Here is a 21,414-nt window from a genome sequence, read left to right on the forward strand (position 1 = left end):
GCCGGCGCCGGTCGGAAAGATCCACGATTTATCGCGCACGAGGGCATTGCTCGCCCCCCGCCTCGGTTACATCTTCACGCCGCCGGCGGCTCGCGATCCGCGAGCGCTTCGCCAATCGCCTCGCTCACCCAACGTTCGATTTCCGGCGCGAGCGCCAGCAGCACCTGCTGCGAGACTTCTCCCGCGAGCGCCGCCGCATGCTGCTGGACCACCTCGCGACAGCGCGCGTCGATCAGCGCGCGGCCTTCGCCGGCCAGATAGCCGGCAACGCGGCCGTGCAGCCGCTCGGCGACGCGCTGCGCGTCGATGGCTGGCGCCGCCGGCGCGAGTGGGGCCACTGCCGGCAGCGGCTCGGGGCCGCCGTGCTGCAGTTCGACGGGGGGCGGCGCTTCGTGATCGGCGAAGCGCGCCGGCATCGGCTCGTCGGCGGCGAACGGCGTCAGTTCGGCGAACGCGGCGGGCGGCATCGCCTCGATGGCGTGCAGCGCCGAGCCGGTGCGGGCCACGACCTCGTTATCGGCCGGCGAGGCTTCGCTGACAGGCGCATCGGCGGTGCCGAGCTTGCTGCCGGCGGCGGCCCGCTCGGCGTCGACTGGCTCGGCGGCCTGCTCCGGATTGGTCAGCGCGTAGGCAAGCGAGGCGTCGTCCGGGGCGTCGTGCTCGTCGTCGCGAACGAGCGGCGTTTCGACCGCCTCGTGCGGCGTGGGAGCCGGCGGCGATGTCACGGATGCCGCGTCGGGCTTCAGTGGAGAAAGCAGTTCCGGGCTTGCCGCGAACTCCTGTGGAACCGCGGGCTCGGACGCGACGAACACGGCCTCCGAGGCACTCGGCTCGACGTGCGCGGGCGGTGCGGACGAAGCGAGGGGCTCGGGTGCCGCGGCGAGTGCCTGGGGCACCGGCGGCTCCGCCGACCCGAACGGCGGGTTCTCCGCGAGTGGCTCTACTTTTGCGGCCGCCTCCTGTGGATAAACCGCATCGGGCTCGACGCCGAACTGCCGTGCCGCCGCCAGTTCGGGGAAATGCGCCTCCGGGGCGTTCGGTGCGGCCTCGACGGTCGGCTCGGACGGCTCGACTACGGATTCCCGTGCTGCGGCAGGCTCGGGCGCGGCGGTGAATGCACGCGGCGGCGCCTCGGCGTCCGGCTCCGGTGAAATGTACGACTCGGGGTCCGCCACGGGCGCCGGTGCCGCCTCCCGCTCGTGCGGAGCAACAGGCGTCTCGGGCACTGCGGCAACTTCCTGATGCGCCGACGGTTCAGGCGAAACCAGCGCCCCGGGCGCCCTGGCGAGTTCTTGCGGCGCCAGCGGCTCAGGCGGAACGAACCGCGCCTCGGATGCATTCGGCACCGTATCGACGGGCGGTTCCGGCAACGGCTCCGGCGCGCCAGCCAACTCCGGCGGCACCCCCGGCTCCGGCGCGACGAACGGCGCATCGGGAACGTCCTGCTCAACCTCGCGGGCCCCGGTTGGCGACACATGCGGCCCGGCCGGTGCGGCCTCCGACTCCGGCAAAGGCGGCTCGTCTGCCGCAGCCTGCGGAGCCAATTCAACCTGACGGGAAGTCGTCGCTTCGGGCGTATGCGCCGGCACCGACTCCGGCGCCACGAACGTGGCTTCCGGCAACGCCGCGCGCTCCTGCGGAGAAACCTCGGACTTCGACGCCCGCGCCTGCGTTTCTCTCGGCGCGGCGGGCACCTCCGCCCGCCCAGCCTCCTCCGCCCCGGTCGCCAGCCTCGACACCGGCAGCGCATCGGCCCCGGCCGCGCCGGCCGGCGCGTCGTAAACCGTCGACAGCGCCGCGCGCGCCTCGACCGGCGGCAGCCCGGAAGCGGCCAGTTCGGGCGCAACCTCCGGCGGCAGATCGGGAACGTCGCCGGCACGCGGCGCAGGCGCCTCCGGCTGCGTCACGGAACGCGCCGGCACGAGCTTGCCGGGCACCAGCACATCGGTCAGAACAGGAATGTCGAACTCGTGGTTGGCGTCGGGCATGTTGCCTCCGGGCGCGGGTCAGCCGCCCTGCTTGTAGTTGTTCAGCGCATAGCCGCGATCGCGGTAGAACCGGTAGCGATCGCGGCCGGCCGCCAGTTCCTCGGGCGCGTTGCCGACCACCTCGAGCAGCCGCGCGAACCGCGCGAACTGCGCGGGCACCTCGGCGCCGAGATTGAGCACCACGCCGTCGTGCGGCGCGCGGGAAAGATCGGCGGTCAGCACGATCGGCGTCTGGCCGGCCAGCGGATTGTCGACCGAGCAGTGCGGAATGAAATCGAGCGGCGAGAAGGTCCAGAGCCGCTCGTCAAGCGCGCGCAGCCGTGCCGGCTCCGCGCAGACGACGACGGATTGCCCCGCCAGATACGCCTTGCGCAACAGCCGGCACGCATACGCCAGCGAATCGCCGACGTTCGAGTGGAAATCGATCCGCGTCATCGCGCGCGCCGCCGCGTCGTTGCCGCGCCGCTCACGCGTCGGCGCGGTCGATCAGGAACTGCGTCAGGAGCGGCACCGGACGGCCGGTGGCCCCCTTCGCGGCGCCGCTCTTCCAGGCGGTGCCGGCGATGTCGAGGTGCGCCCACGGATAAGCCTCGGCGAAGCGCGACAGGAAGCACGCGGCCGTCACGCTGCCGGCCGGGCGCCCGCCGAGGTTCGTCAGGTCGGCGAAGTTCGACTTCAGCTGGTCCTGATACTCGTCGTCGAGCGGCAGGCGCCAGGCCGCATCTCCAGCCTCGCGCGAGGCGTCGAGCAGCTCGCCCGCCAGCGCGTCGTCCTTCGAGAACAGGCCGCTGTTGTGGTGGCCGAGCGCGATGATGCAGGCGCCCGTCAGCGTCGCGACGTCGATCACGGCGGCCGGCTTGAAGCGCTCGGCATAGGTGAGCGCGTCGCAGAGGATCAGGCGGCCCTCGGCGTCGGTATTGAGCACTTCGACCGTCAGACCCTTCATGGTCGTGACGATGTCGCCCGGCTTCAGCGCGTTGCCCGCCGGCATGTTCTCGCAGGTCGGCACGATCGCGACGACGTTGAGCTTGAGCCCCATCTCGGCCACGGCGCGCATCGCACCGAGCACCGAACCGGCGCCGCACATGTCGTACTTCATCTCGTCCATGCCCTCGCCCGGCTTCAGCGAGATGCCGCCCGTGTCGAACGTGATGCCCTTGCCGACCAGCACGATCGGCGCGGCCTTGGCCGGCCCGCCCTGGTAGTGCAGCACGATGAACTGCGGCGGCTCGACCGAGCCGCGCGCGACCGCCAGGAACGAGTCCATCTTCAGCGCCTGGATCTGCTTCAGGCCGAGCACCTCGGACTTGAGGTTCCAGTCCTTGGCCATCTGCCGGGCGGCGTTCGCGAGATAGGTGGGGGTGCAGACGTTGGCGGGCAGGTTGCCCAGATCGCGCGCGAAATCGGTGCCGTTGGCGATCGCCACAGCCTGCTTCGCGGCCAGCTTGGCGGCCTTCTCGTCGGCCGGATCGACGCTGAACACGACGCGCTTGAGCGCGGCCGGCGCGGGCTCGGCCTTGCTCTTCATCTGCGTGAAGCGGTAGGTTTCGTTGCGCAGCGCGAGGATCGCGGCCCGCACGCACCAGTCGGACGTGCGCTCGGCCACCGGCAGCTGCGTGAGCGTGAACGCGACCTGCCCGACCTTGGTCCCGAGCAGCGCGCGCCACGCGGCGCGGGCGGCTTCCTGGTAGGCCTTCTGGCCGAATCCGTCCTGCTTGCCGAGGCCGACCAGCAGCACGCGCGACGCGCCGATGCCCGACACTTCGTGCAGGACGAGCGTCTTGCCGGCCTTGCCGTCCATGTCGCCGGCCTTGATGATTCGCGACAGCAGCCCCTTGGTGGCTTCATCCGTGTCGAGCGCGGCGCCCGACAGCGTCTGCGACTCGAACACGCCGATCACGATGCAGTCGGATTTTCCGGTCAGGAACCCCTTGGAAGCGCCTTTGCTCCAATCAAAGCCTTTTATGCTAAAGTCCATCGCGCTTGTCCTCGGATAAAATCTGGGCTATGGGTGAAAGCCGCAATTATCCGCTATTTTTCCCGTGGCGGCGCGCGCCCCTTCCCTCCCGCCCTCTTCGCATCAAACATGATCTTTGAACGCTCCCTCCAGCGCGAGCTTGCGTATACGGCCGGCGCTGTCTTCATGGTGCTGCTCACGATCATGCTGACGTCGATGATGATCCGTATCGTCGGCTACGCAGCGTCCGGTCAGGTCAGCCCGAAGGACGTGCTCGTGCTGATCGGCCTCACCGTGATCGGCTACCTCGCGATGATCCTGGTCGGCACCCTGTTCGTGTCGATCCTGTTCGTGCTCACGCGCTGGTATCGCGATTCCGAAATGGTGGTGTGGCTCGCCTCGGGCGTGAGCCTCACGCGCCTGATCCGGCCGATCGGCGTGTTCTCCACGCCGATCGTGCTGCTCATCGCGTTCTTCGCGTTCATCGGCTGGCCGTGGTCGAACCAGCAGAGCAAGCTGATCAAGGCGCGCTTCCAGCAGCGCGACGAGGTCTCGCTGCTCGCCCCGGGCCAGTTCCGCGAATCCACCTCGACCAACCGCGTGTTCTTCATCGAGAAGATGTCGCCGGACCAGGCCCGGGTGCAGAACGTGTTCGTCACGACCACCGAGCAGGGCAAGGTCAACATCGTCGTCTCGCAGACCGGCCGCACCGAAACCGAAAAGAACGGCGACCGCTTCATCGTGCTCGAGAACGGCCGCCGCTACGACGGTGTGCCCGGCCAGCCGAACTTCAAGATCATGCAGTTCGAGCGCTACGGCGTGAAGATCCAGAGCAAGCAGGTGGTCACGCAGCCCACCACCACCAGCACGCCCACGCTCGACCTGTTGCGCGATCCAACCAAGGAAAACCTGGCCGAATTCGCCTGGCGCGCCGGCCTGCCGTTGATCGCGATCAACCTGATGATCCTGGCGATCCCGCTCGCCTACCAGAATCCGCGGCGCGGCCGCACCGTGAACCTCGTGATGGCCGTGCTGATCTATCTGACGTATTCCAACCTGCTGAACGTGGTGCAATCGCAGATCGAGCGCGGCAAGCTGCCGTTCGGCGTCGGGCTGGTGGTGCTGCACGTGGTGGTGGCCGGCATCGTCGCGTTCCTGTTCTGGCTGCGCGTGCGCAACCGGCCGCTCATCTCGCGGGCCACGTTCCGCCGGGGAGCCTGACCGATGCGGCTCTACGAAAAGTATTTCGCGCGCCAGATCTACCTGACGTTCATCTTCGTGCTGTTCGCGTTCTCGGGGCTGTTCTTCTTCTTCGACCTGATCAGCGAGCTGAACTCGGTCGGCCACGGCACCTACAATTTCGGCTACGCGGTACTGCGCGTCGCGCTGCAGACGCCCTCGCGCTTCTACGAGATCATCCCGGTCGCGACGCTGATCAGCGCGATCTACGTGTTCGCGCAGATGGCGGCGAACTCGGAATTCACGATCTTCCGCGTCTCGGGCCTCGCCACCAACCAGGCGCTGCGCTCGCTGCTGAAGATCGGCGTGCCGCTCGTGATCGTCACCTACCTGATCGGCGAATTCGTCGGCCCCTACACCGACCAGCTCTCCGAGCGCGTGCGGCTCGAGGCGCTCGGCTCGTCGGTGTCGTCGAACTTCGCCTCGGGCGTGTGGGTCAAGGACACGCTGACCGCGCGCGACAACGGCGAACCGGTCACGCGCTTCGTCAACGTCGGCACGCTGTCGCCCGACTCGACCATCAGCAACGTGCGGATCTACGAATTCGACTCGAAGTTCCAGCTGCAGAACGTGCGGATCGCGAAGTCGGGCCGCTACGCGCCGCCCGGCCACTGGCTGCTGACCGACGTGACCGACACCCAGCTCACGCCGATCCCGCCCGACACCCACGCGCCTGCCGACGCGCTGAATCCGGTCTACCGCTCCGAGCAGGTGTCGATGCCGCAATATTCGCTGCGCTCGGATCTCACGCCGCAGATCCTCTCGGTGCTGCTGGTGTCGCCGGAGCGGATGTCGATCTTCAACCTGTTCCGCTACATCCAGCATCTGCGCGAGAACCAGCAGGACACGCAGACCTACGACATCGCGCTGTGGCGCAAGCTGCTGTACCCGTTCGCGGTGTTCGTGATGCTGGTGCTGTCGCTGCCGTTCGCGTACCTGCACACGCGCGCCGGCGTGGTGGGCGTGAAGGTGTTCGGCGGCATCATGCTCGGCATGAGCTTCCAGCTCTTCAACACGCTGTTCTCGCACATCGGCACGCTCAACACCTGGCCCGCGCCGCTCACGGCGGCGCTCCCCGCCCTGATCTACCTCGCGCTCGGCCTGTTCGCGCTGAAGTGGGTCGACCGGCACTGATCAACGACTACCGCAAACAACGGAGGAACGATGAGCAAGCACGGGATCATCCTGTTCGGACATGGTTCGCGCGACCCGCGCTGGATGGAGCCGTTCGAGCGGCTCGCCGCACGCGTGCGCGCCACCCACGCCAGCGGCCCGGTCTCGCTCGCGTTCCTCGAACTGATGCCGCCGGAACTGGAAGACGCGGTGGCCGCGCACGTCACGCACGGCTGCGCGACCATCACGATCGTGCCGGTGTTCGTCGGCCAGGGCGGCCACGTGCGGCGCGACCTGCCCGAGATCCTCGAAGCGTGCCGCGCCGCGCATCCGGGCGTCGAGATCCGCTGCGCCACCGCGATCGGCGAGGACGACTCCGTGCTCGACGCGATCGCGCGCTACTGCCTGCAGCAGGCGAGCGCCTGACCGATCGGCGCATTCATGAGCCCTGTTTGAAGCGATGCCGCCCGCCGCGGTGTCGCCGAAACGAAAAAACGCCGGCCCGAAGGCCGGCGTTTTTCATTGACGGCGCCGCATCGAGGGCGCCGAACGCGTCGCGTCAGGCCGCGTTGCGCATGCTGTCGCCATCCGCTCCGGCTTCGGCTCGTGCGCCGTCGTCCGCGAGCCGCCCGCGTTCGCCGAACGCGGCGCCGATCATCAGCAGGCTCGGCTGCGCGGGATCGAGCCAGGCCTGCGCCTCGCCCGCCGCCATCCGCGCCAGCGTCAGTTCGAGCGTGCGCTCGCGCGGCGTGCTGCAGGCCTCGACGATCGCCACCGGCGTGTCGGCCGCGCGCCCCGCGTCGATCAGTTGCTGCGCGATGCCGGGCGCGCTGTCGCGGCCCATGTAGAACACCAGCGAATCGGCGTTGACCTGCTCGCGGATCTCGTCGCTGCCCGGCGCGCGGCTCCGGGTGGCGAACGCGACGCTGCGCGCGACGCCGCGCAGCGTCAGCGAGCGCTTCAGCGTGGCCGCGCCGGCCAGCGCCGCGGTGATGCCGGGCACCACCTCGTAGTCGATGCCGGCCGCCTCCAGCGCGCGCATTTCCTCGTCGGCGCGGCCGAACAGCATCGGGTCGCCGCCCTTCAGGCGCACCACCACGGCGTGCTCGCGCGCGGCGTCGACGATCTGCTTGTTGATGAACTGCTGCGCGGACGAGCGCTGCCCGCAGCGCTTGCCCACCGCCACGTGCCGCGCGTTCGGCGCATGGTCGAGCATCGCGGGCTCCACCAGCGCGTCGTGCAGCACCACGTCGGCCAGGCCGAGCAGCCGCGCGCCGCGCACCGTGATCAGGTCCGCCGCGCCCGGCCCCGCGCCAATCAGATACACCTTGCCCATAAACCCTTCGTTGGTTGGTCGCCGTCAGCGGCCGTCGATAATGCTGGCGCCGCCGACGGCGCTGGCATCACGCGGAGTACGCGCGGATCATGCCGGCGGCGACCGTGTGGTGCGTCGCCTCGTCGATCAGCACGAACGCGCCCGTCCCCGCATGCGCATCGTAGGTATCGCAGACGATCGGCTTTTGCAGCGTCAGCGCCACCCGGCCAATGTCGTTCATCTTCAGGTCCTGGCGGTCGGTGGCCTGCGACAGCGTATGCACGTCGAGCACCTGCCGGACCGCGCCGATCTTCGTGAACACCATGTTGGTGGTCTGCTTGAGCAGATACTTGCGTTGCGGCGACAGCGGCGTCTCGTCGAACCAGCACAGGTCCGCTTCGAGCTTTTTGGCCGGCTCGATGCGCTGCGCGTTCGGCACGAACACGTCGCCGCGCGAGACGTCGACGTCCTCGCCGAGGCGGATCGTCACCGTCTGCCCCGCGAACGCGGATTCTACCGCGGCCGTGCCGCCCGGCACCGGCGCGATGATCTCGGCCACCGTCGCCGTGCGGCCCGAGGGCAGCACCGCGATCTCGTCGCCCACGCGCACTTCGCCGGCCTCGACGCGGCCCATGTAGCCGCGGAAGTCGTCGGCCGAACTGCCGTCCTGGCGCGCCACCCACTGCACCGGGAAGCGCAGCGCGTCGCCGCTGTCGATCGCCACCGGCAGCGTTTCCAGCAGGTCCAGCAGCGGCTCGCCCGAGTACCACGGCATGCTGTCCGACAGCGTGACGATATTGTCGCCCTTGAGCGCCGACACCGGCACGAAGCGCACGCCGGCCAGACCGAGCTGTTCTGCGAGCGTGACGTAGGCGTCGCGGATCAGGTTGAAGGTGGTCTCCGAATACTCGACCAGATCCATCTTGTTGATCGCGACGATCACGTGCTGCAGACCGAGCAGCTTGACGATCGCGCTATGGCGCTTGGTCTGCGGCAGCAGCTGCGTGACGCCGCCCTCGACCGTCACGCGCGTCGCGTCGACCAGGATGATCGCGGCGTGCGCCGTGGAGGCGCCCGTCACCATGTTGCGCGTGTACTGCTCGTGGCCCGGCGTGTCGGCGATGATGAACTTGCGCCTGGCGGTGGCGAAGTAGCGGTACGCCACGTCGATCGTGATGCCCTGCTCGCGCTCGGCTTCGAGCCCGTCGGTCAGGAGCGCGAGGTCGAGCTCGTCGCCCACCGTGCGCTTGTTCTTCGCGCGCGACAGCGCCGACAGCTGATCGGACAGCACCGCCTTGCTGTCGTACAGCAGGCGGCCGATCAGCGTGCTCTTGCCGTCGTCGACGCTGCCCGCCGTGATGAAGCGCAACACGCCGAGGTCTTCGTGGTTCTCGATGATGCTCATGATGTCTGTGTCCTCGCGTGCTTCAGAAATAACCCTGCTTCTTGCGCTGTTCCATCGCGGCTTCCGACGTCTGGTCGTCCATCCGCGTCGCGCCGCGCTCGGTGATCTCGGTCACCGCGGTCTCGGCGATGATCTTCTCGACGTCGTCGGCGTCGCTCTCCACCGGGCAGGTGCAGCTGATGTCGCCCACCGTGCGGAAGCGCACCAGCGCGTTCTCGCTCGTCTCGCCCTCGCGCATCGGCGTGAGCGGCGTGACCGGCACCAAGAGGCCGTTGCGGCGCACGATCTCGCGCTGGTGCGCGTAGTAGATCGACGGCAGTTCGAGGTTCTCGCGCGCGATGTATTGCCAGACGTCGAGTTCGGTCCAGTTCGAGATCGGGAACACGCGCAGGTGCTCGCCCTTGTGCAGGCGTGCGTTGTAGAGGCTCCACAGTTCCGGGCGCTGGGCCTTCGGGTCCCATTGGCCGAACTCGTCGCGGAACGAGAAGATGCGTTCCTTGGCGCGCGCCTTTTCCTCGTCGCGACGCGCCCCGCCGATCATCGCCGTGTAGCCGTATTGCTCGATCGTCTCGAGCAGCGTGACGGCCTGCGCGGCGTTGCGCGAATCGGTTTCGCGGCGCAGCACCACGGTGCCGCGCGCGATCGAATCCTCGACGTGGCCGACCACCAGCTCGGCGCCGATCTCCTTGGCGCGGCGATCGCGGAAATCGATCACCTCGTCGTAGTTGTGGCCCGTATCGATGTGGACCAGCGGGAACGGCAGCGAGGTCTGGCGGCCCGCGCCGAGGCCGAACGCCTTCAGCGCGAGGTGCAGCACGACGACCGAATCCTTGCCGCCCGAGAACAGCAGCGCGGGCTTGCTGCACTCGGCCACGAGTTCGCGCAGGATGTGGATCGACTCGGCCTCGAGCCAGTCGAGGTGGCCCATCCGGCTGGAAGTGCCGGCCGGCCGGGCGAAGGCGGATTGTTCGAGCGTCGTGCTCATGGTGTCAGTCCTTGCTGGTTTGCTGATCGCCGCCCGTCGTGGCGGGCAGCGCGATTGCTGTCGTTCGTGGTCGAAGCGCGCGGCGGCGCCTCAGGCGTTGGCGCGGCTCGGCAGTTCCGACACCGGCGCGACCGTGATGTGCAGGCCGCATTCCTTGGTGTCGCGCGATTCCCACCACCAGCGGCCCGCGCGGCTGTCCTCGCCGGGGCGGATCGCGCGCGTGCAGGGCTCGCAGCCGATGCTCGGGTAGCCGCGCGCGTGCAGCGGGTTCACCGGCACGTCGAACGCCTTCAGGTAGGCCCACACCTCGGCCTCGGTCCAGTCGGCGAGCGGGTTGTACTTGGCGATGCCGCGTGCCTCGTCGTGCTCTTCCTCGTGCAGCTCCGCGCGCGTCACCGACTGCTCGCGGCGCTGGCCCGTGACCCAGGCGTCGACCTCGGCGAGCGCGCGATCGAGCGGCTCGACCTTGCGGATCTGACAGCACGCCTTGCGCAGCTCGACGCTTTCGTAGAACGCGTTCAGGCCATGCTCGGCCACGTACCGGTCGATCGCGTCGGCCCGCGGGTGGAACTGCTCGATCTCGTAGCCGTAGCGCTCGCGCACGCGGTCGATCATGCCGAGCGTCTCCGCGTGCAGGCGGCCCGTGTTCAGCGAGAAGATGCCGATCGCACGCTGCTTCGAGAGGATCGCGTGGGTAACCAGCATGTCCTCGGCCGCGAGGCTGCTCGCGAACTTCACGCGCGGGTGGCGCTCGGCGATCGCGGCGAGCAGCGCATCGAGCCGCTCGACCTTGGCCGCCAGCTCGGGGGTGAGGGGGGCGCTCATGCGCCCGCCTGGCCGGCCGCGGCGCGGCGGCGGAACAGCGGCACCGCGTCGTCCACCGCGCCCTGGTAGCGTTCCGAGAATTCGCTGAACGCGTTCAGCGCGTCATGCGGATCGCGGTCCGCGCGCACCGCGAACGCGTCGAAGCCGCAACGCGACATGTAGTTCAGCTGGTCACGCAGCACGTCGCCGATCGCGCGCAGCTCGCCGGTCCAGCCATGGCGCTTGCGCAGCAGGTGGGCGGTGCTGTAGCCGCGGCCGTCGCCGAAGCGCGGGAACTCGACCGCGATCACCGTCAGCGCGTCGAAGTCGGCGACCACGTCGGCCGGCTCGCTGTCGGGCGCGAGCCACACGCCGAGCTCGTCCTTCGTCTTCGCGGCGACCAGCGCATCGCGCCCGGCCAGCCAGTAGGCGAGCGGCACCAGCACCTTGCCGGCCGGCAGCGCGCCCACCTCGGGCAGCGCGCCGTCCTCGCCCGCGCGCACGACCTGCCATGCGTCGTCGATCACTGCGCGGTTCTTGATAATCGAAGCCATCTGCTGAATTCCTCGTTCGGTTACGCGTGGGCCGGCTGGCGCGCCGCGTAGACCCGCTCCTTGAACGGCGCGATGCCGATGCGGTTGTAGGTGTCGATGAAGCGCTCGCCGTCGATGCGCGTGTCGACGAAGGTGTCGACCAGCTTCGTGATCACGTCCGGCACTTCCTCGGCCGAGAACGACGGGCCGATCACGCGGCCCAGCTTCAGGCCGTCCTGCCCCGTGCCCTGCTCGCCGCCGAGCGACACCTGGTACCACTCCGAACCATCCTTGTCGACGCCGAGAATGCCGATGTTGCCGACGTGGTGGTGGCCGCACGAATTCATGCAGCCCGAGATGTTCAGCGACATCTCGCCGAGATCGTAGACATAGTCGAGATCGTCGAAACGCTCCTGGATCGCCTGCGCGATCGGGATCGACTTGGCGTTCGCAAGCGAGCAGAAATCGCCGCCCGGGCACGCGATGATGTCGGTCAACAGGCCGATGTTCGGCGTCGCGAAGCCGACCGCCCTGGCCTTTTCCCACAGCGCGAACAGGTCGCGCTTCTTCACGTTCGCGAGGATCAGGTTCTGCTCGTGCGACACGCGCAGTTCGCCGAACGAATAGGCATCGGCCCAGTCGGCCACCGCTTCCATCTGCGCGTCGGTCGCGTCGCCGGGCGCCACGCCGTTCGGCTTCAGCGACAGCGTGACCGCCGCGTAACCCGACACCTTGTGCGGCGCGACGTTGCGCTCGACCCAGCGCGCGAACGCCTTGTTCTCGAGCAGATGCTGTTCGTAGGAGGCATCGGTGTCGGCCAGCTTCTCGTAGGCCGGCGGCGCGAAGAAGCGCGAGACGCGCTCGACTTCTTCCTGCGTCAGCGTCGAGGGGCCATCCTTCAAGTGCTGCCATTCCGCCTCGACCTGCTGCGAGAACTTCTCCGGCGAGAGCGCCTTCACGAGGATCTTGATCCGCGCTTTATAGAGATTGTCGCGGCGACCGAAACGGTTGTAGACGCGCAGCACCGCCTCGCAATAGGTCAGCAAATGCTGCCACGGCAGGTTCTCGCGGATGATCGAGCCGACGATCGGGGTGCGGCCCAGGCCGCCGCCGGCGAGGATGCTCGCGACGAGCTCGCCGTCGGCGTTGTGCGACAGGTAGACGCCGAGGTCGTGCATCTGCACGGCGGCGCGGTCCACCTTCGAGCCGGACACGGCGATCTTGAACTTGCGCGGCAGCCAGGCGAATTCGGGATGGAACGTCGACCACTGGCGCAGGATTTCGGCCCACGGGCGCGGATCGACCACCTCGTCGGGCGCGATGCCGGCGAACTGGTCGGCCGTGATGTTGCGGATGCAGTTGCCCGAGGTCTGGATGCCGTGCATCTGCACCGACGCGAGCTTGGCGAGCAGGTCCGGCGTTTCCTCGAGCTGGATCCAGTTGAACTGGATGTTCGAGCGCGTCGAGAAATGGCCGTAACCGCGGTCGTGCTCGCGCGCGATGCGCGCCAGCATGCGGAGCTGGTCGCTGCGCAGATTGCCGTAGGGAATCGCGATCCGGTGCATGTACGCGTGGCGCTGCATGTACAGGCCGTTCTGCAGGCGCAGCGGACGGAATTCTTCTTCGCTCAATTCGCCCGACAGCCGGCGGCGCACCTGGTCGCGGTATTGCGCGACGCGTTCGTCGACGATCGTCTGGTCGTACTGGTCGTACTGATACATTCGGGGACCCCAGGTTTCATGTTGACGGCTTGGCGTCCTAGCCACGCCAAGCCTGAATTCTGCCTCGTTCGCGCCCGACGCGCTGAGCCGGCCGGGCCTCGGCCGCGTCACTTGCTAATGACGAAAACAGATATCCATATTTGAAAAACCAAGGTGAATCGTAATAAACTCGCTTTATATTTCAAACGACTAAAAAATTCTGTCCATATGCGAAAGGGTTATATATGAACCTGCACCAATTTCGCTTCGTGCGCGAGGCCGTCCGCCAGAATTTCAACCTCACCGAGGCCGCGAAGGCGCTGTTTACATCGCAGCCGGGCGTGTCGAAGGCGATCATCGAACTCGAGGACGAACTGGGCGTGGAGATCTTCACGCGCCACGGCAAGCGTGTGCGCTCGCTGACCGAGCCTGGCCGGATCATCCTCGCCTCGGTCGAGCGGATCCTGCAGGAAGTCGAAAGCTTGAAAAGGGTCGGGAAGGATTACGCGGCGCAGGATCAGGGCAATCTGACCATCGCGGCCACGCATACGCAAGCGCGCTACTCGCTGCCCGCGGCGATCGCCGAGTTCAAGAAGCGTTTCCCGAAGGTGCATCTGTCGATCCTGCAGGGCAGCCCGACCCAGGTGGCCGAGATGGTGATCCACGACCAGGCCGATCTCGCGATCGCGACCGAGGCGATCGCCGACTACAAGGAGCTGGTGTCGCTGCCGTGCTTCCAGTGGCATCACGCGGCCGTGGTGCCGGCCGACCATCCGCTGCTGGAACGGCGCCCGCCCTCGCTCGACGATCTCGCGCAATACCCGCTGATCACCTACGACGACGCGTTCGCCGGCCGCAAGAAGATCAACCACGCGTTCGCGCTGCGCGGGCTGTCGCCCGACATCGTGCTGGAGGCGATCGACGCGGACGTGATCAAGACCTACGTGGAGCTGGGGCTCGGGGTCGGCATCCTGGCCGACATCGCGTTCAATCCGGAGCGCGACCGCAACTTGCGCGCGATTCCGGTCGGGCACCTGTTCGGCAGCAACGTGACGCGCGTGGCGCTGAAACAAGGCGCATACCTGCGCGGCTATGTGTATACGCTCGTCGAACTGCTGTCGCCGACGCTGAACCGCAAGCTGATCGAGCAGGCACTGAAGGGCGAGGCTGAGTCCTACGAGCTGTGAGGGCGGTGCCTGCCTTTCAATATAGAAGGGGCTGCCGTGGACGCGACCTACTGGCCACCGCCGCGCTGCACGGGCGGCTTGCCCGGCCCGGCGTTTTCCGACATAATCCGCGTTTCGCCCGCGCGCAACCGAACACGCGGGGCTGCAATATCTTCTGCCCAGGTGGTGAAACTGGTAGACGCAGGGGACTCAAAATCCCCCGCCGCAAGGCGTGCCGGTTCGATTCCGGCCCTGGGCACCAAACTCAGAAACCCGCGACAGCGCCAAGCTTCGCGGGTTTTTTCATGTCTTCCGCCCTTGCTACAATGCGCGCGCCATGGACCTCGAAACCATCCTCTTCTCCCAAGGCTTCGGCTCGCGCCGCCAGTGTCGCGCGCTGGTCGACGCGGGTCGCGTCGCGATCGGCGGCGCGATCTGCGACGATCCCGGCCAGTCCTTCCCCGCCGACAACCTCGAATTCGAGGTGGACGGCACGCGCTGGCCCTATCGCGAGCACGCCTATCTCGCGCTGAACAAGCCGGCCGGCTACGAATGCTCGCGCGACCCGCAGCACCACCCGAGCGTGTTCGCGCTGCTGCCGCCGCAGTTCGCCGAGCGCGGCGTGCAGTGCGTGGGCCGGCTCGACCAGGACACCACCGGCCTGCTGCTGCTGTCCGACGACGGCCGGTTCGTGCATGCCTACACGTCGCCGAAACGCAAGGTCCCGAAGACTTACCTCGCCACGCTCAAGCATCCGCTCGACGACACGCAACTGGCCGCGCTGCGCGACGGCGTACTGCTGCACGGCGAGCCGAAGCCGATCGCCGCGCTCGACGCACGGGCGCGCGGCACGCATCAACTCGAAATGACCGTGCAGGAAGGGAAATACCATCAGGTGAAGCGGATGATCGCCGCCGCAGGCAACCGCTGCGAGCGGCTGCATCGCGAGCGGATCGGCAGCTTCGCGCTGCCGCCCGATGCGCTGCCGGCCGGTGCCTGGCGCTGGCTCGACGAGGCCGATCTCGCTTCGCTGCGCGCCGCCGCGCCGGCCCGCTGAACGCGCGTTACCCCCGCGTCGGGCGCGCGTCGATCCGCACAATCCCCGCCGTTGCACCCGCGCACGCGGCGTTGCGGCGCAATATGGAACTCTGCTGCGTCCCCGCTATACTCGAATCACAACAAGGTCAAAAGTCAGTATGGTTTAGGGGAAGGATCATGACCCACACCGCGTTCGCGCTGTCGCCCGTAATGCTCACGTTCGCCATCGTCGGCGCCGTTCTGATCGGCGCGCTGCTGGCCATGATGCATATGAAGCGCACCTACCATCCGAACCTGATCGGCGCGATGATCGGCGCACTGCTCTGCTTCCTGCTGATCGAGGCGCTACCGGCGCTCACCTGAGCGAACCGAGTTCGCTGTCGGCGGACACGGTGCGCAGGAAATCCTCGACGCTGGGATAGCGCAACACGAAGCGCAGTTCGCGCTTGAGCCGCGTATTGACGAGCCGGCGCGATTCGCGCATGAACGACAGTTGCACCGGTTCGAGGCGCTGCTCTGCCTCCTCGCGCGTGATGCGCGGTGGGCTCGCCCGGCCGCTCGCGCGCGCCACGCGCTCGAAATACTCGCCCATCTTCATCTCGGTATCGTCGCTGGCATGCACCACGCGTCCGGCGCGGCCGCGCCGCGCCGCCGCGAGCAGGATGCCGGCCAGATCGTCGGCGTGGATGTGATTGGTGTAGACGTCGTCGGCGTCGACCAGCGCCGGCGTGCCGCGTTCGAGCCGCGCGATCGGCAGCCGGTTGGCCGCGTAGATGCCGGGAATCCGCACGATCCGCGCGTCGAGCGCCCCGCGCGCGCCGGCGCGCCGCAGTTGCCGTTCGGCCGACACGCGCCGCACCGCGCGCGCATTGGCCGGCCGCACCGGCCGCGTTTCGTCGATGTAAGCGCCGCCGCAATCCCCGTAGACACCGCTCGTGCTTGCATAGACGAGCGTCATCGGCCGCCGGAGCCCCTCGGGTACAATACGCGCTGCCCGATTGGCCAAGCCGTCAGGCAAGTGACTGGCCGTCGCACGCAGCCGGCCCACCGCCTGGGTGGCCTGCCGGGCCGGCCCGCGCCGCACCGCCGGGCGCGCGCCGAGCGCCGCGATCAGCGCGCGCGTGCGCGCATCGCCGTCGCCCGACGGACGCGGCGGCGCGAGATGCAGCACGAGCCGCGCGAGGCCGCCGAGCCGCGCCAGCGTCTCGCGCCGGTCCAGGTCGCCGACAATCGGCACGGCCCCCGCCGCAAGCAGTTCGGCGCGCCGGGCCGGCTGGCTCGTCAGCGCGATGATGCGCGGCGGGCACGCCCGCCGGCGCAACTGTTCGACGCAGCGCATGCCGACATCGCCGCAGCCGACGATCAGCACGCGCGGACGGCGCAGGATTCGTGTCGCAATCATGGATGTAAGCGGAATTCGTAGCGCAATCATTGTAGCCGCCGTGCCCGATTCGCACGGTCCCCACTTTTGTTCAACGACTTATGGCATTCAACGTAACCCTCAAGCAAAGCGGCCGGCAATTCCAGGTCGAGGCCGACGAAACCGTGCTGGCAGCCGCACTGCGCCAGAACGTCCACCTGCCCTACGGATGCAAGAACGGCGCCTGCGGCTCGTGCAAGGGACAGGTCGTGCAGGGGCAGGTCGAGCAGCGTCCGCACGCGGCCTCGGCGCTGTCGAACGACGAACGCACGCGCGGCCTCGCGCTGCTCTGCTGCGCCACGGCGCAATGCGACCTCGAGATCGACGTGCGCGAGATCGCCGGCGTGGACGGCGTGCAGGTGAAGAAGCTGCCGTGCCGCGTCAACGCGATCGAGCGCCGCGCCGACGACGTCGCGGTGCTGAAGCTGCAGCTGCCGGCCAACGAGCGCCTGCAGTACCTGGCCGGCCAGTACATCGAGTTCATCCTGAAGGACGGCACGCGCCGCAGCTATTCGATGGCAAGCGCGCCGCACGAGGAAGGCCCGCTCGAACTGCACATCCGCCACATGCCGGGCGGCAAGTTCACCGACCACGTGTTCAACACCATGAAGGAGCGCGAGATCCTGCGCTTCGAAGGCCCGCTCGGCACGTTCTTCCTGCGCGAGGATTCGGAAAAGCCGATCGTGCTGCTCGCCTCGGGCACCGGCTTCGCCCCGATCAAGGCGATCATCGAACACGCGCGCCACCGCAATTTCACGCGGCCGATGCGCCTGTACTGGGGCGCGCGCCGGCTCAAGGACATCTACCTGTTCGAGCTGGCCGAGCAATGGGCGCGCGAGATTCCGAACTTCACGTTCGTGCCGGTGCTCTCCGAGCCCGACGCCGACGATGCCTGGACCGGCCGCACCGGCTTCGTGCATCGCGCCGTCGCCGAGGACCTGCCCGATCTGTCGCCGTTCCAGGTCTACGCGTGCGGCGCGCCGGTGATGGTCGAATCGGCGCAGCGCGATTTCACGGCGCACCACGGGCTGCCCCAGGACGAGTTCTACGCGGATTCGTTCACCAGCGCGGCCGATCTGGCTCACGCGGTCTGAGCCCGCCGTCCGAGCGCGTCGGCGCCCGCTCCGGCGGCGCCCCGCGCGGCCCGGCCGGTTGCGCCCGCCGGGCACCCGGGCAGCGCCGCCCGGCGCGGAAATTTGCGTGGCGACACCCGTTTGTCGCAACCGGGCGGTTTACTTGGTGCGGCGTCATGCCGTATGCTTGCGCCATGAACCGCTTCCTGTCCGCCCTCCGACGTCGCTCGCCGCACCTCACGGATGCCGCCGGCTCGTCACGGACGCACGCGTAACCCCCTCCTCGTTACGCCAAGCAGTTCGAACCACCAAGCCACGGCATTCCGTGGCTTTTTTATTGTCTTTTTTCCCGTCGCTACCCGCTGGAGCTCGCCGCCATGCCTCTGAACGAATATCCGATCGACTCGCTGATGTACATCACGAACCGCCCCGACATCGTGTTCACTCACGGCAAGGGTTCGTGGCTCTACGATCACACCGGCAAGCGTTATCTGGATTTCATCCAGGGCTGGGCGGTGAACGCGCTCGGCCACTGCAACGAAGGCATGATCGAGGCGCTGAAATCGCAGGCCGAGACGCTGCTGAACCCGTCGCCGGCGTTCTACAACGAGCCGATGGCCAAGCTGGCCGCGCTGCTTACGCAGCACAGCGTGTTCGACAAGGTGTTCTTCGCCAACAGTGGCGCGGAAGCGAACGAAGGCGCGATCAAGCTCGCGCGCAAGTGGGGCCGCAAGTTCCGCAACGGCGCCTACGAGATCATCACGTTCGACCACAGTTTCCACGGCCGCACGCTCGCCACCATGTCGGCGAGCGGCAAGCCCGGCTGGGACACGATCTACGCGCCGCAGGTGCCGGGCTTCCCGAAGGCCGACCTGAACGACATCGCCTCGGTCGAGAAGCTGATCAACGAGAAGACCGTGGCGGTCATGCTCGAACCGATCCAGGGCGAAGGCGGCGTGATCCCGGCCACGCGCGAATTCATGCAGCAGCTGCGCGCGCTGACCAAGCAGCACGACCTGCTGCTGATCGTCGACGAAGTGCAAAGCGGCTGCGGCCGCGCCGGCACGCTGTTCGCCTATGAGCTGGCGGACATCGAGCCGGACATCATGACGCTCGGCAAGGGCATCGGCGGCGGCGTGCCGCTCGCCGCGCTGCTCTCGAAGGCCGACGTCGCGGTGTTCGAGGCGGGCGACCAGGGCGGCACCTACAACGGCAACCCGCTGATGACGGCGGTCGGCCATTCGGTGATCTCGCAGCTCGTCGCGCCGGGCTTCCTCGAGGGCGTGCGCGAGCGCGGCGAATACCTGAAGCGGCGCCTGCTCGAATTGTCGGAGGAACGCGGCTTCGCGGGCGAGCGCGGCGAAGGGCTGCTGCGCGCGCTGCTGCTCGGCAAGGACATCGGCCCGCAGATCGTCGAGAAGGCGCGCGACATGCAGCCCGACGGCCTGCTGCTGAACGCGGCGCGCCCGAACCTGCTGCGCTTCATGCCGGCGCTGAACGTGACGAACGAGGAAATCGACCAGATGATGGCGATGCTGCGTTCGATCCTCGACACGCTCTGAAGCGAGGCGGGAGCCGGCCATGCATCTCGACGACGTGATGATCCGCGCCTTCGCGCGCGCCGACACCGAGCCCGTGCTCGCGCTGTGGGCCGACGCGTTTCCGGGCTACTCGGACGCGAGCGTGCCGCATCGCGACCCGCGACGCTCGATCGAGGCCAAGCTCGCCACCCAGCCGGAGCTGTTCTTCGTCGCGCTGCGCGGCGAGCGGCTGACGGGCACCGTGATGGCCGGCTACGACGGCCACCGCGGCTGGCTCTACTCGTTCGCGGTCGCGCGCGAGACGCGCCGGCTCGGCATCGGCCGCGCGCTGATGGCGCACGCCGAGGCCGCGCTCGAGGCGCTCGGCTGCCGCAAGATCAACCTGCAGGTGCTCCCCGACAACGACGAGGCCTGCCGCTTCTACGCGGCGCTCGGCTATCAGGTCGAGCAGCTGGTGTCGTTCGGCAAGCGCCTGCCGATGCCAGCCTGAGCGTCCGACAAGGCGGACGCGCCCCAAAACGAAACAGGCCGCCACGGCAAAACCGTGGCGGCCTGTTTTTTTGCGCTTTTCCGAACGCTGCCGGTGCCGCGCGACCGGCCTCGCGGCCAGTCAGGCGACGCCCCGGCGAATCACTCGCCCAGGTACGCGGCGCGCACCTTCGGATCGTCGAGCATGTCCTTCGCGTTGCCTTCCATCGTGACCGTGCCCGAATCCATCACGTAGCCGCGGTCGGCGGCCTGCAGCGCGAGCCGCGCGTTCTGCTCGACGAGCAGCACGGTCAGCCCTTCCTTGGAGATCTCGCGCACCACTTCGAAGATCTTCTCGACCATGATCGGCGAGAGGCCCATCGACGGCTCGTCGAGCAACAGCAGCTTCGGCTTGCTGATGATCGCGCGCGCCATCGCGAGCATCTGCTGCTCGCCGCCGGACAGCGTGCCGGCGAACTGCGTGGCGCGCTCCCGCAGGCGCGGGAAGAAGCCGAACATGCGCTCGATGTCGGACTTGATGCCGTCCTTGTCGTGGCGCAGGTAGGCGCCCATCTGCATGTTCTCGAGGATCGACATGCGCGCGAAAATCCCGCGGCCTTCCGGCACCATCGCGAGGCCGCGCTTGAGCAGTTCGTGCGCCGGCACGCCCTTGATCGACTGGCCTTCGTAGGTGATGTCGCCGCCCGAGAACGGCTTGAGGCCCGTGATCGCCTTCATCGTGGTGGTCTTGCCCGCGCCGTTCGCGCCGATCAGCGTGACCAGCTCGCCCTGGCGAACTTCCATGTCGACACCCTTCACCGCCTGGATGCCGCCGTAGTTCACCTGCAGGCCCGAAATCTTCAACATTGCCGCTGCCATCAATGCACCCCTGCGCCGAGATATGCCTCAATCACCTTCGGATCCTTCTGCACGTCCTGCGGCAGACCCTCGGCGATCACCTTGCCGTAATCGAGCACCGTCATCCGGTTGCACAATCCCATCACCAGCTTCACGTCGTGCTCGATCAGCAGGATCGTCTTGCCGTCCGCGCGGATCTTGTCGAGCAGGCGCGTGAGCTCGACCTTCTCGGTCGCGTTCATGCCGGCCGCCGGCTCGTCGAGCGCGAGCAGCTTCGGATCGGTCGCGAGCGCGCGCGCGATCTCGAGGCGGCGCTGGTGGCCATACGAGAGGTTGCGCGAGGTGTAGTCGGCGTATTGCAGCACGCCGACGTAATCGAGCAGCTCGATCGCGCGCTCCTTGATCTCGCGCTCTTCCTGACGCTCGGACGGCGTCTGGAACACCGCGCCGATCAGGCCGTGACGCGTGCGCACGTGGCGGCCCACCATCACGTTCTCGAGCGCCGTCATGCCGCCGAACAGGCGGATGTTCTGGAACGTGCGCGCGATGCCCGCCTTCGCCACTTCATGCACGGCGGTCGGCGTGTAGTCGGTGCCGTCCAGCTTGAATTCGCCGGAATCGGGCGTGTAGAGGCCCGTGATCACGTTGAAGAAGGTGGTCTTGCCCGCGCCGTTCGGGCCGATCAGCCCGTAGATCTCGCCCTCGCGGATCTGCAGCCCGACGTCCGACAGCGCCTGCAGGCCGCCGAAGCGCTTGTTCACGCCCTTCACGGACAGTCGAATGTTCTCGCTCATTGCTTGTTTCTCCGTAT

General features: G+C 68.0%; 20 protein-coding genes, 1 tRNA gene and 1 pseudogene. 10 read left to right on the top strand and 12 right to left on the bottom strand.

Features of this window, described 5'->3' with window-relative positions:
* Nucleotides 1-74: 74 nt before the first annotated feature.
* From bpln_RS14555 to bpln_RS14565, 3 genes are read right to left on the bottom strand one after another with little or no spacing between them, the layout of a single operon-like run.
* Nucleotides 75-1,988 (bottom strand): DUF2486 family protein, encoded by a 1,914-nt coding sequence (locus tag bpln_RS14555; RefSeq protein WP_055139143.1) that lies wholly within the window; start codon nt 1,986-1,988, stop codon nt 75-77.
* 18 nt (nt 1,989-2,006) lie between these two features.
* Complete coding sequence (locus bpln_RS14560) at nt 2,007-2,423, bottom strand: DNA polymerase III subunit chi (protein ID WP_042625770.1); 417 nt, start codon at nt 2,421-2,423, stop codon at nt 2,007-2,009.
* Between the two features lie 31 nt (nt 2,424-2,454).
* Nucleotides 2,455-3,966 carry a leucyl aminopeptidase gene (locus bpln_RS14565; protein ID WP_055139144.1) on the bottom strand — a complete coding sequence of 504 codons (1,512 nt, stop codon included), beginning with the start codon at nt 3,964-3,966 and terminating at the stop codon, nt 2,455-2,457.
* Nucleotides 3,967-4,074: 108 nt separating this feature from the next.
* Here bpln_RS14565 and lptF point away from each other — a divergent pair, with 108 nt between their 5' ends.
* The 3 genes from lptF to bpln_RS14580 are packed head-to-tail and all read left to right on the top strand — an operon-like array spanning nt 4,075 to nt 6,723.
* Nucleotides 4,075-5,166: an LPS export ABC transporter permease LptF gene (gene lptF / locus bpln_RS14570; RefSeq protein WP_042625772.1), complete on the top strand. Its 1,092-nt coding sequence runs from the start codon at nt 4,075-4,077 to the stop codon at nt 5,164-5,166.
* Nucleotides 5,167-5,169: 3 nt separating this feature from the next.
* Nucleotides 5,170-6,318, top strand: a complete 1,149-nt coding sequence (gene lptG / locus bpln_RS14575; RefSeq protein WP_042625773.1) for an LPS export ABC transporter permease LptG — start codon at nt 5,170-5,172, stop codon at nt 6,316-6,318.
* Between the two features lie 30 nt (nt 6,319-6,348).
* On the top strand, nt 6,349-6,723 hold the full coding sequence (locus tag bpln_RS14580) for a sirohydrochlorin chelatase (RefSeq protein ID WP_042625774.1): 375 nt from the start codon (nt 6,349-6,351) through the stop codon (nt 6,721-6,723).
* Nucleotides 6,724-6,856: 133 nt separating this feature from the next.
* Here bpln_RS14580 and cobA read toward each other — a convergent pair whose 3' ends face one another.
* From cobA to bpln_RS14610, 6 genes are all read right to left on the bottom strand, one after another.
* Nucleotides 6,857-7,633 carry a uroporphyrinogen-III C-methyltransferase gene (gene cobA / locus bpln_RS14585; protein ID WP_042625775.1) on the bottom strand — a complete coding sequence of 259 codons (777 nt, stop codon included), beginning with the start codon at nt 7,631-7,633 and terminating at the stop codon, nt 6,857-6,859.
* Between the two features lie 67 nt (nt 7,634-7,700).
* Nucleotides 7,701-9,017 (bottom strand): sulfate adenylyltransferase subunit 1, encoded by a 1,317-nt coding sequence (locus bpln_RS14590; protein ID WP_055139145.1) that lies wholly within the window; start codon nt 9,015-9,017, stop codon nt 7,701-7,703.
* Between the two features lie 22 nt (nt 9,018-9,039).
* Nucleotides 9,040-10,002, bottom strand: a complete 963-nt coding sequence (gene cysD / locus bpln_RS14595; RefSeq protein ID WP_042625777.1) for a sulfate adenylyltransferase subunit CysD — start codon at nt 10,000-10,002, stop codon at nt 9,040-9,042.
* Nucleotides 10,003-10,092: 90 nt separating this feature from the next.
* Complete coding sequence (locus bpln_RS14600; protein ID WP_055139146.1) at nt 10,093-10,827, bottom strand: phosphoadenylyl-sulfate reductase; 735 nt, start codon at nt 10,825-10,827, stop codon at nt 10,093-10,095.
* A complete protein-coding gene (locus bpln_RS14605) occupies nt 10,824-11,360 on the bottom strand; it encodes a DUF934 domain-containing protein (protein ID WP_042625779.1) in 537 nt (178 codons plus the stop codon). Before bpln_RS14605 ends, bpln_RS14600 begins: the two co-directional genes overlap by 4 nt.
* A 20-nt stretch (nt 11,361-11,380) precedes the next feature.
* Complete coding sequence (locus tag bpln_RS14610) at nt 11,381-13,060, bottom strand: nitrite/sulfite reductase (RefSeq protein ID WP_055139147.1); 1,680 nt, start codon at nt 13,058-13,060, stop codon at nt 11,381-11,383.
* 224 nt (nt 13,061-13,284) lie between these two features.
* Between bpln_RS14610 and bpln_RS14615 the strand changes: the two genes are divergently transcribed.
* From bpln_RS14615 to bpln_RS14630, 4 genes are all read left to right on the top strand, one after another.
* The gene (locus tag bpln_RS14615) at nt 13,285-14,226 is read left to right on the top strand and encodes a CysB family HTH-type transcriptional regulator (RefSeq protein WP_042625781.1); all 942 of its coding nucleotides are present in this window, start codon (nt 13,285-13,287) and stop codon (nt 14,224-14,226) included.
* A gap of 156 nt (nt 14,227-14,382) precedes the next feature.
* Nucleotides 14,383-14,467, top strand: a tRNA-Leu gene (locus tag bpln_RS14620).
* A 75-nt stretch (nt 14,468-14,542) separates the two neighbouring features.
* Entirely contained in the window at nt 14,543-15,262 is a 720-nt protein-coding gene (locus tag bpln_RS14625; protein ID WP_055139148.1) for a pseudouridine synthase, read from the top strand.
* 158 nt (nt 15,263-15,420) lie between these two features.
* A complete protein-coding gene (locus bpln_RS14630) occupies nt 15,421-15,606 on the top strand; it encodes a hypothetical protein (RefSeq protein WP_042625783.1) in 186 nt (61 codons plus the stop codon).
* Here the strand turns inward: bpln_RS14630 and bpln_RS14635 are convergent.
* Nucleotides 15,599-16,700, bottom strand: a pseudogene (locus tag bpln_RS14635) (NAD-dependent epimerase/dehydratase family protein). The gene bpln_RS14630 and the pseudogene bpln_RS14635 sit on opposite strands and share 8 nt — an antisense overlap.
* 25 nt (nt 16,701-16,725) lie before the next feature.
* Between bpln_RS14635 and bpln_RS14640 the strand changes: the two are divergent.
* The 3 genes from bpln_RS14640 (at nt 16,726) to bpln_RS14650 (ending at nt 19,767) form a co-directional block, all read left to right on the top strand.
* Nucleotides 16,726-17,757: a CDP-6-deoxy-delta-3,4-glucoseen reductase gene (locus tag bpln_RS14640; RefSeq protein WP_055139150.1), complete on the top strand. Its 1,032-nt coding sequence runs from the start codon at nt 16,726-16,728 to the stop codon at nt 17,755-17,757.
* 356 nt (nt 17,758-18,113) lie between these two features.
* Nucleotides 18,114-19,298, top strand: coding sequence for an acetylornithine transaminase (locus tag bpln_RS14645; RefSeq protein ID WP_055139151.1), 1,185 nt, complete (start codon nt 18,114-18,116; stop codon nt 19,296-19,298).
* Between the two features lie 19 nt (nt 19,299-19,317).
* Nucleotides 19,318-19,767, top strand: coding sequence for a GNAT family acetyltransferase (locus tag bpln_RS14650; RefSeq protein ID WP_055139152.1), 450 nt, complete (start codon nt 19,318-19,320; stop codon nt 19,765-19,767).
* A 140-nt stretch (nt 19,768-19,907) separates the two neighbouring features.
* On the opposite strand, the gene bpln_RS14655 is transcribed toward bpln_RS14650, so the two are convergent.
* Nucleotides 19,908-20,624 (bottom strand): ABC transporter ATP-binding protein, encoded by a 717-nt coding sequence (locus bpln_RS14655; protein WP_055139153.1) that lies wholly within the window; start codon nt 20,622-20,624, stop codon nt 19,908-19,910.
* Complete coding sequence (locus bpln_RS14660; RefSeq protein ID WP_042625789.1) at nt 20,624-21,397, bottom strand: ABC transporter ATP-binding protein; 774 nt, start codon at nt 21,395-21,397, stop codon at nt 20,624-20,626. Before bpln_RS14660 ends, bpln_RS14655 begins: the two co-directional genes overlap by 1 nt.
* Between the last annotated feature and the right edge of the window lie 17 nt (nt 21,398-21,414).

The sequence above is a fragment of the Burkholderia plantarii genome (assembly GCF_001411805.1).
Classification (GTDB): domain Bacteria; phylum Pseudomonadota; class Gammaproteobacteria; order Burkholderiales; family Burkholderiaceae; genus Burkholderia; species Burkholderia plantarii.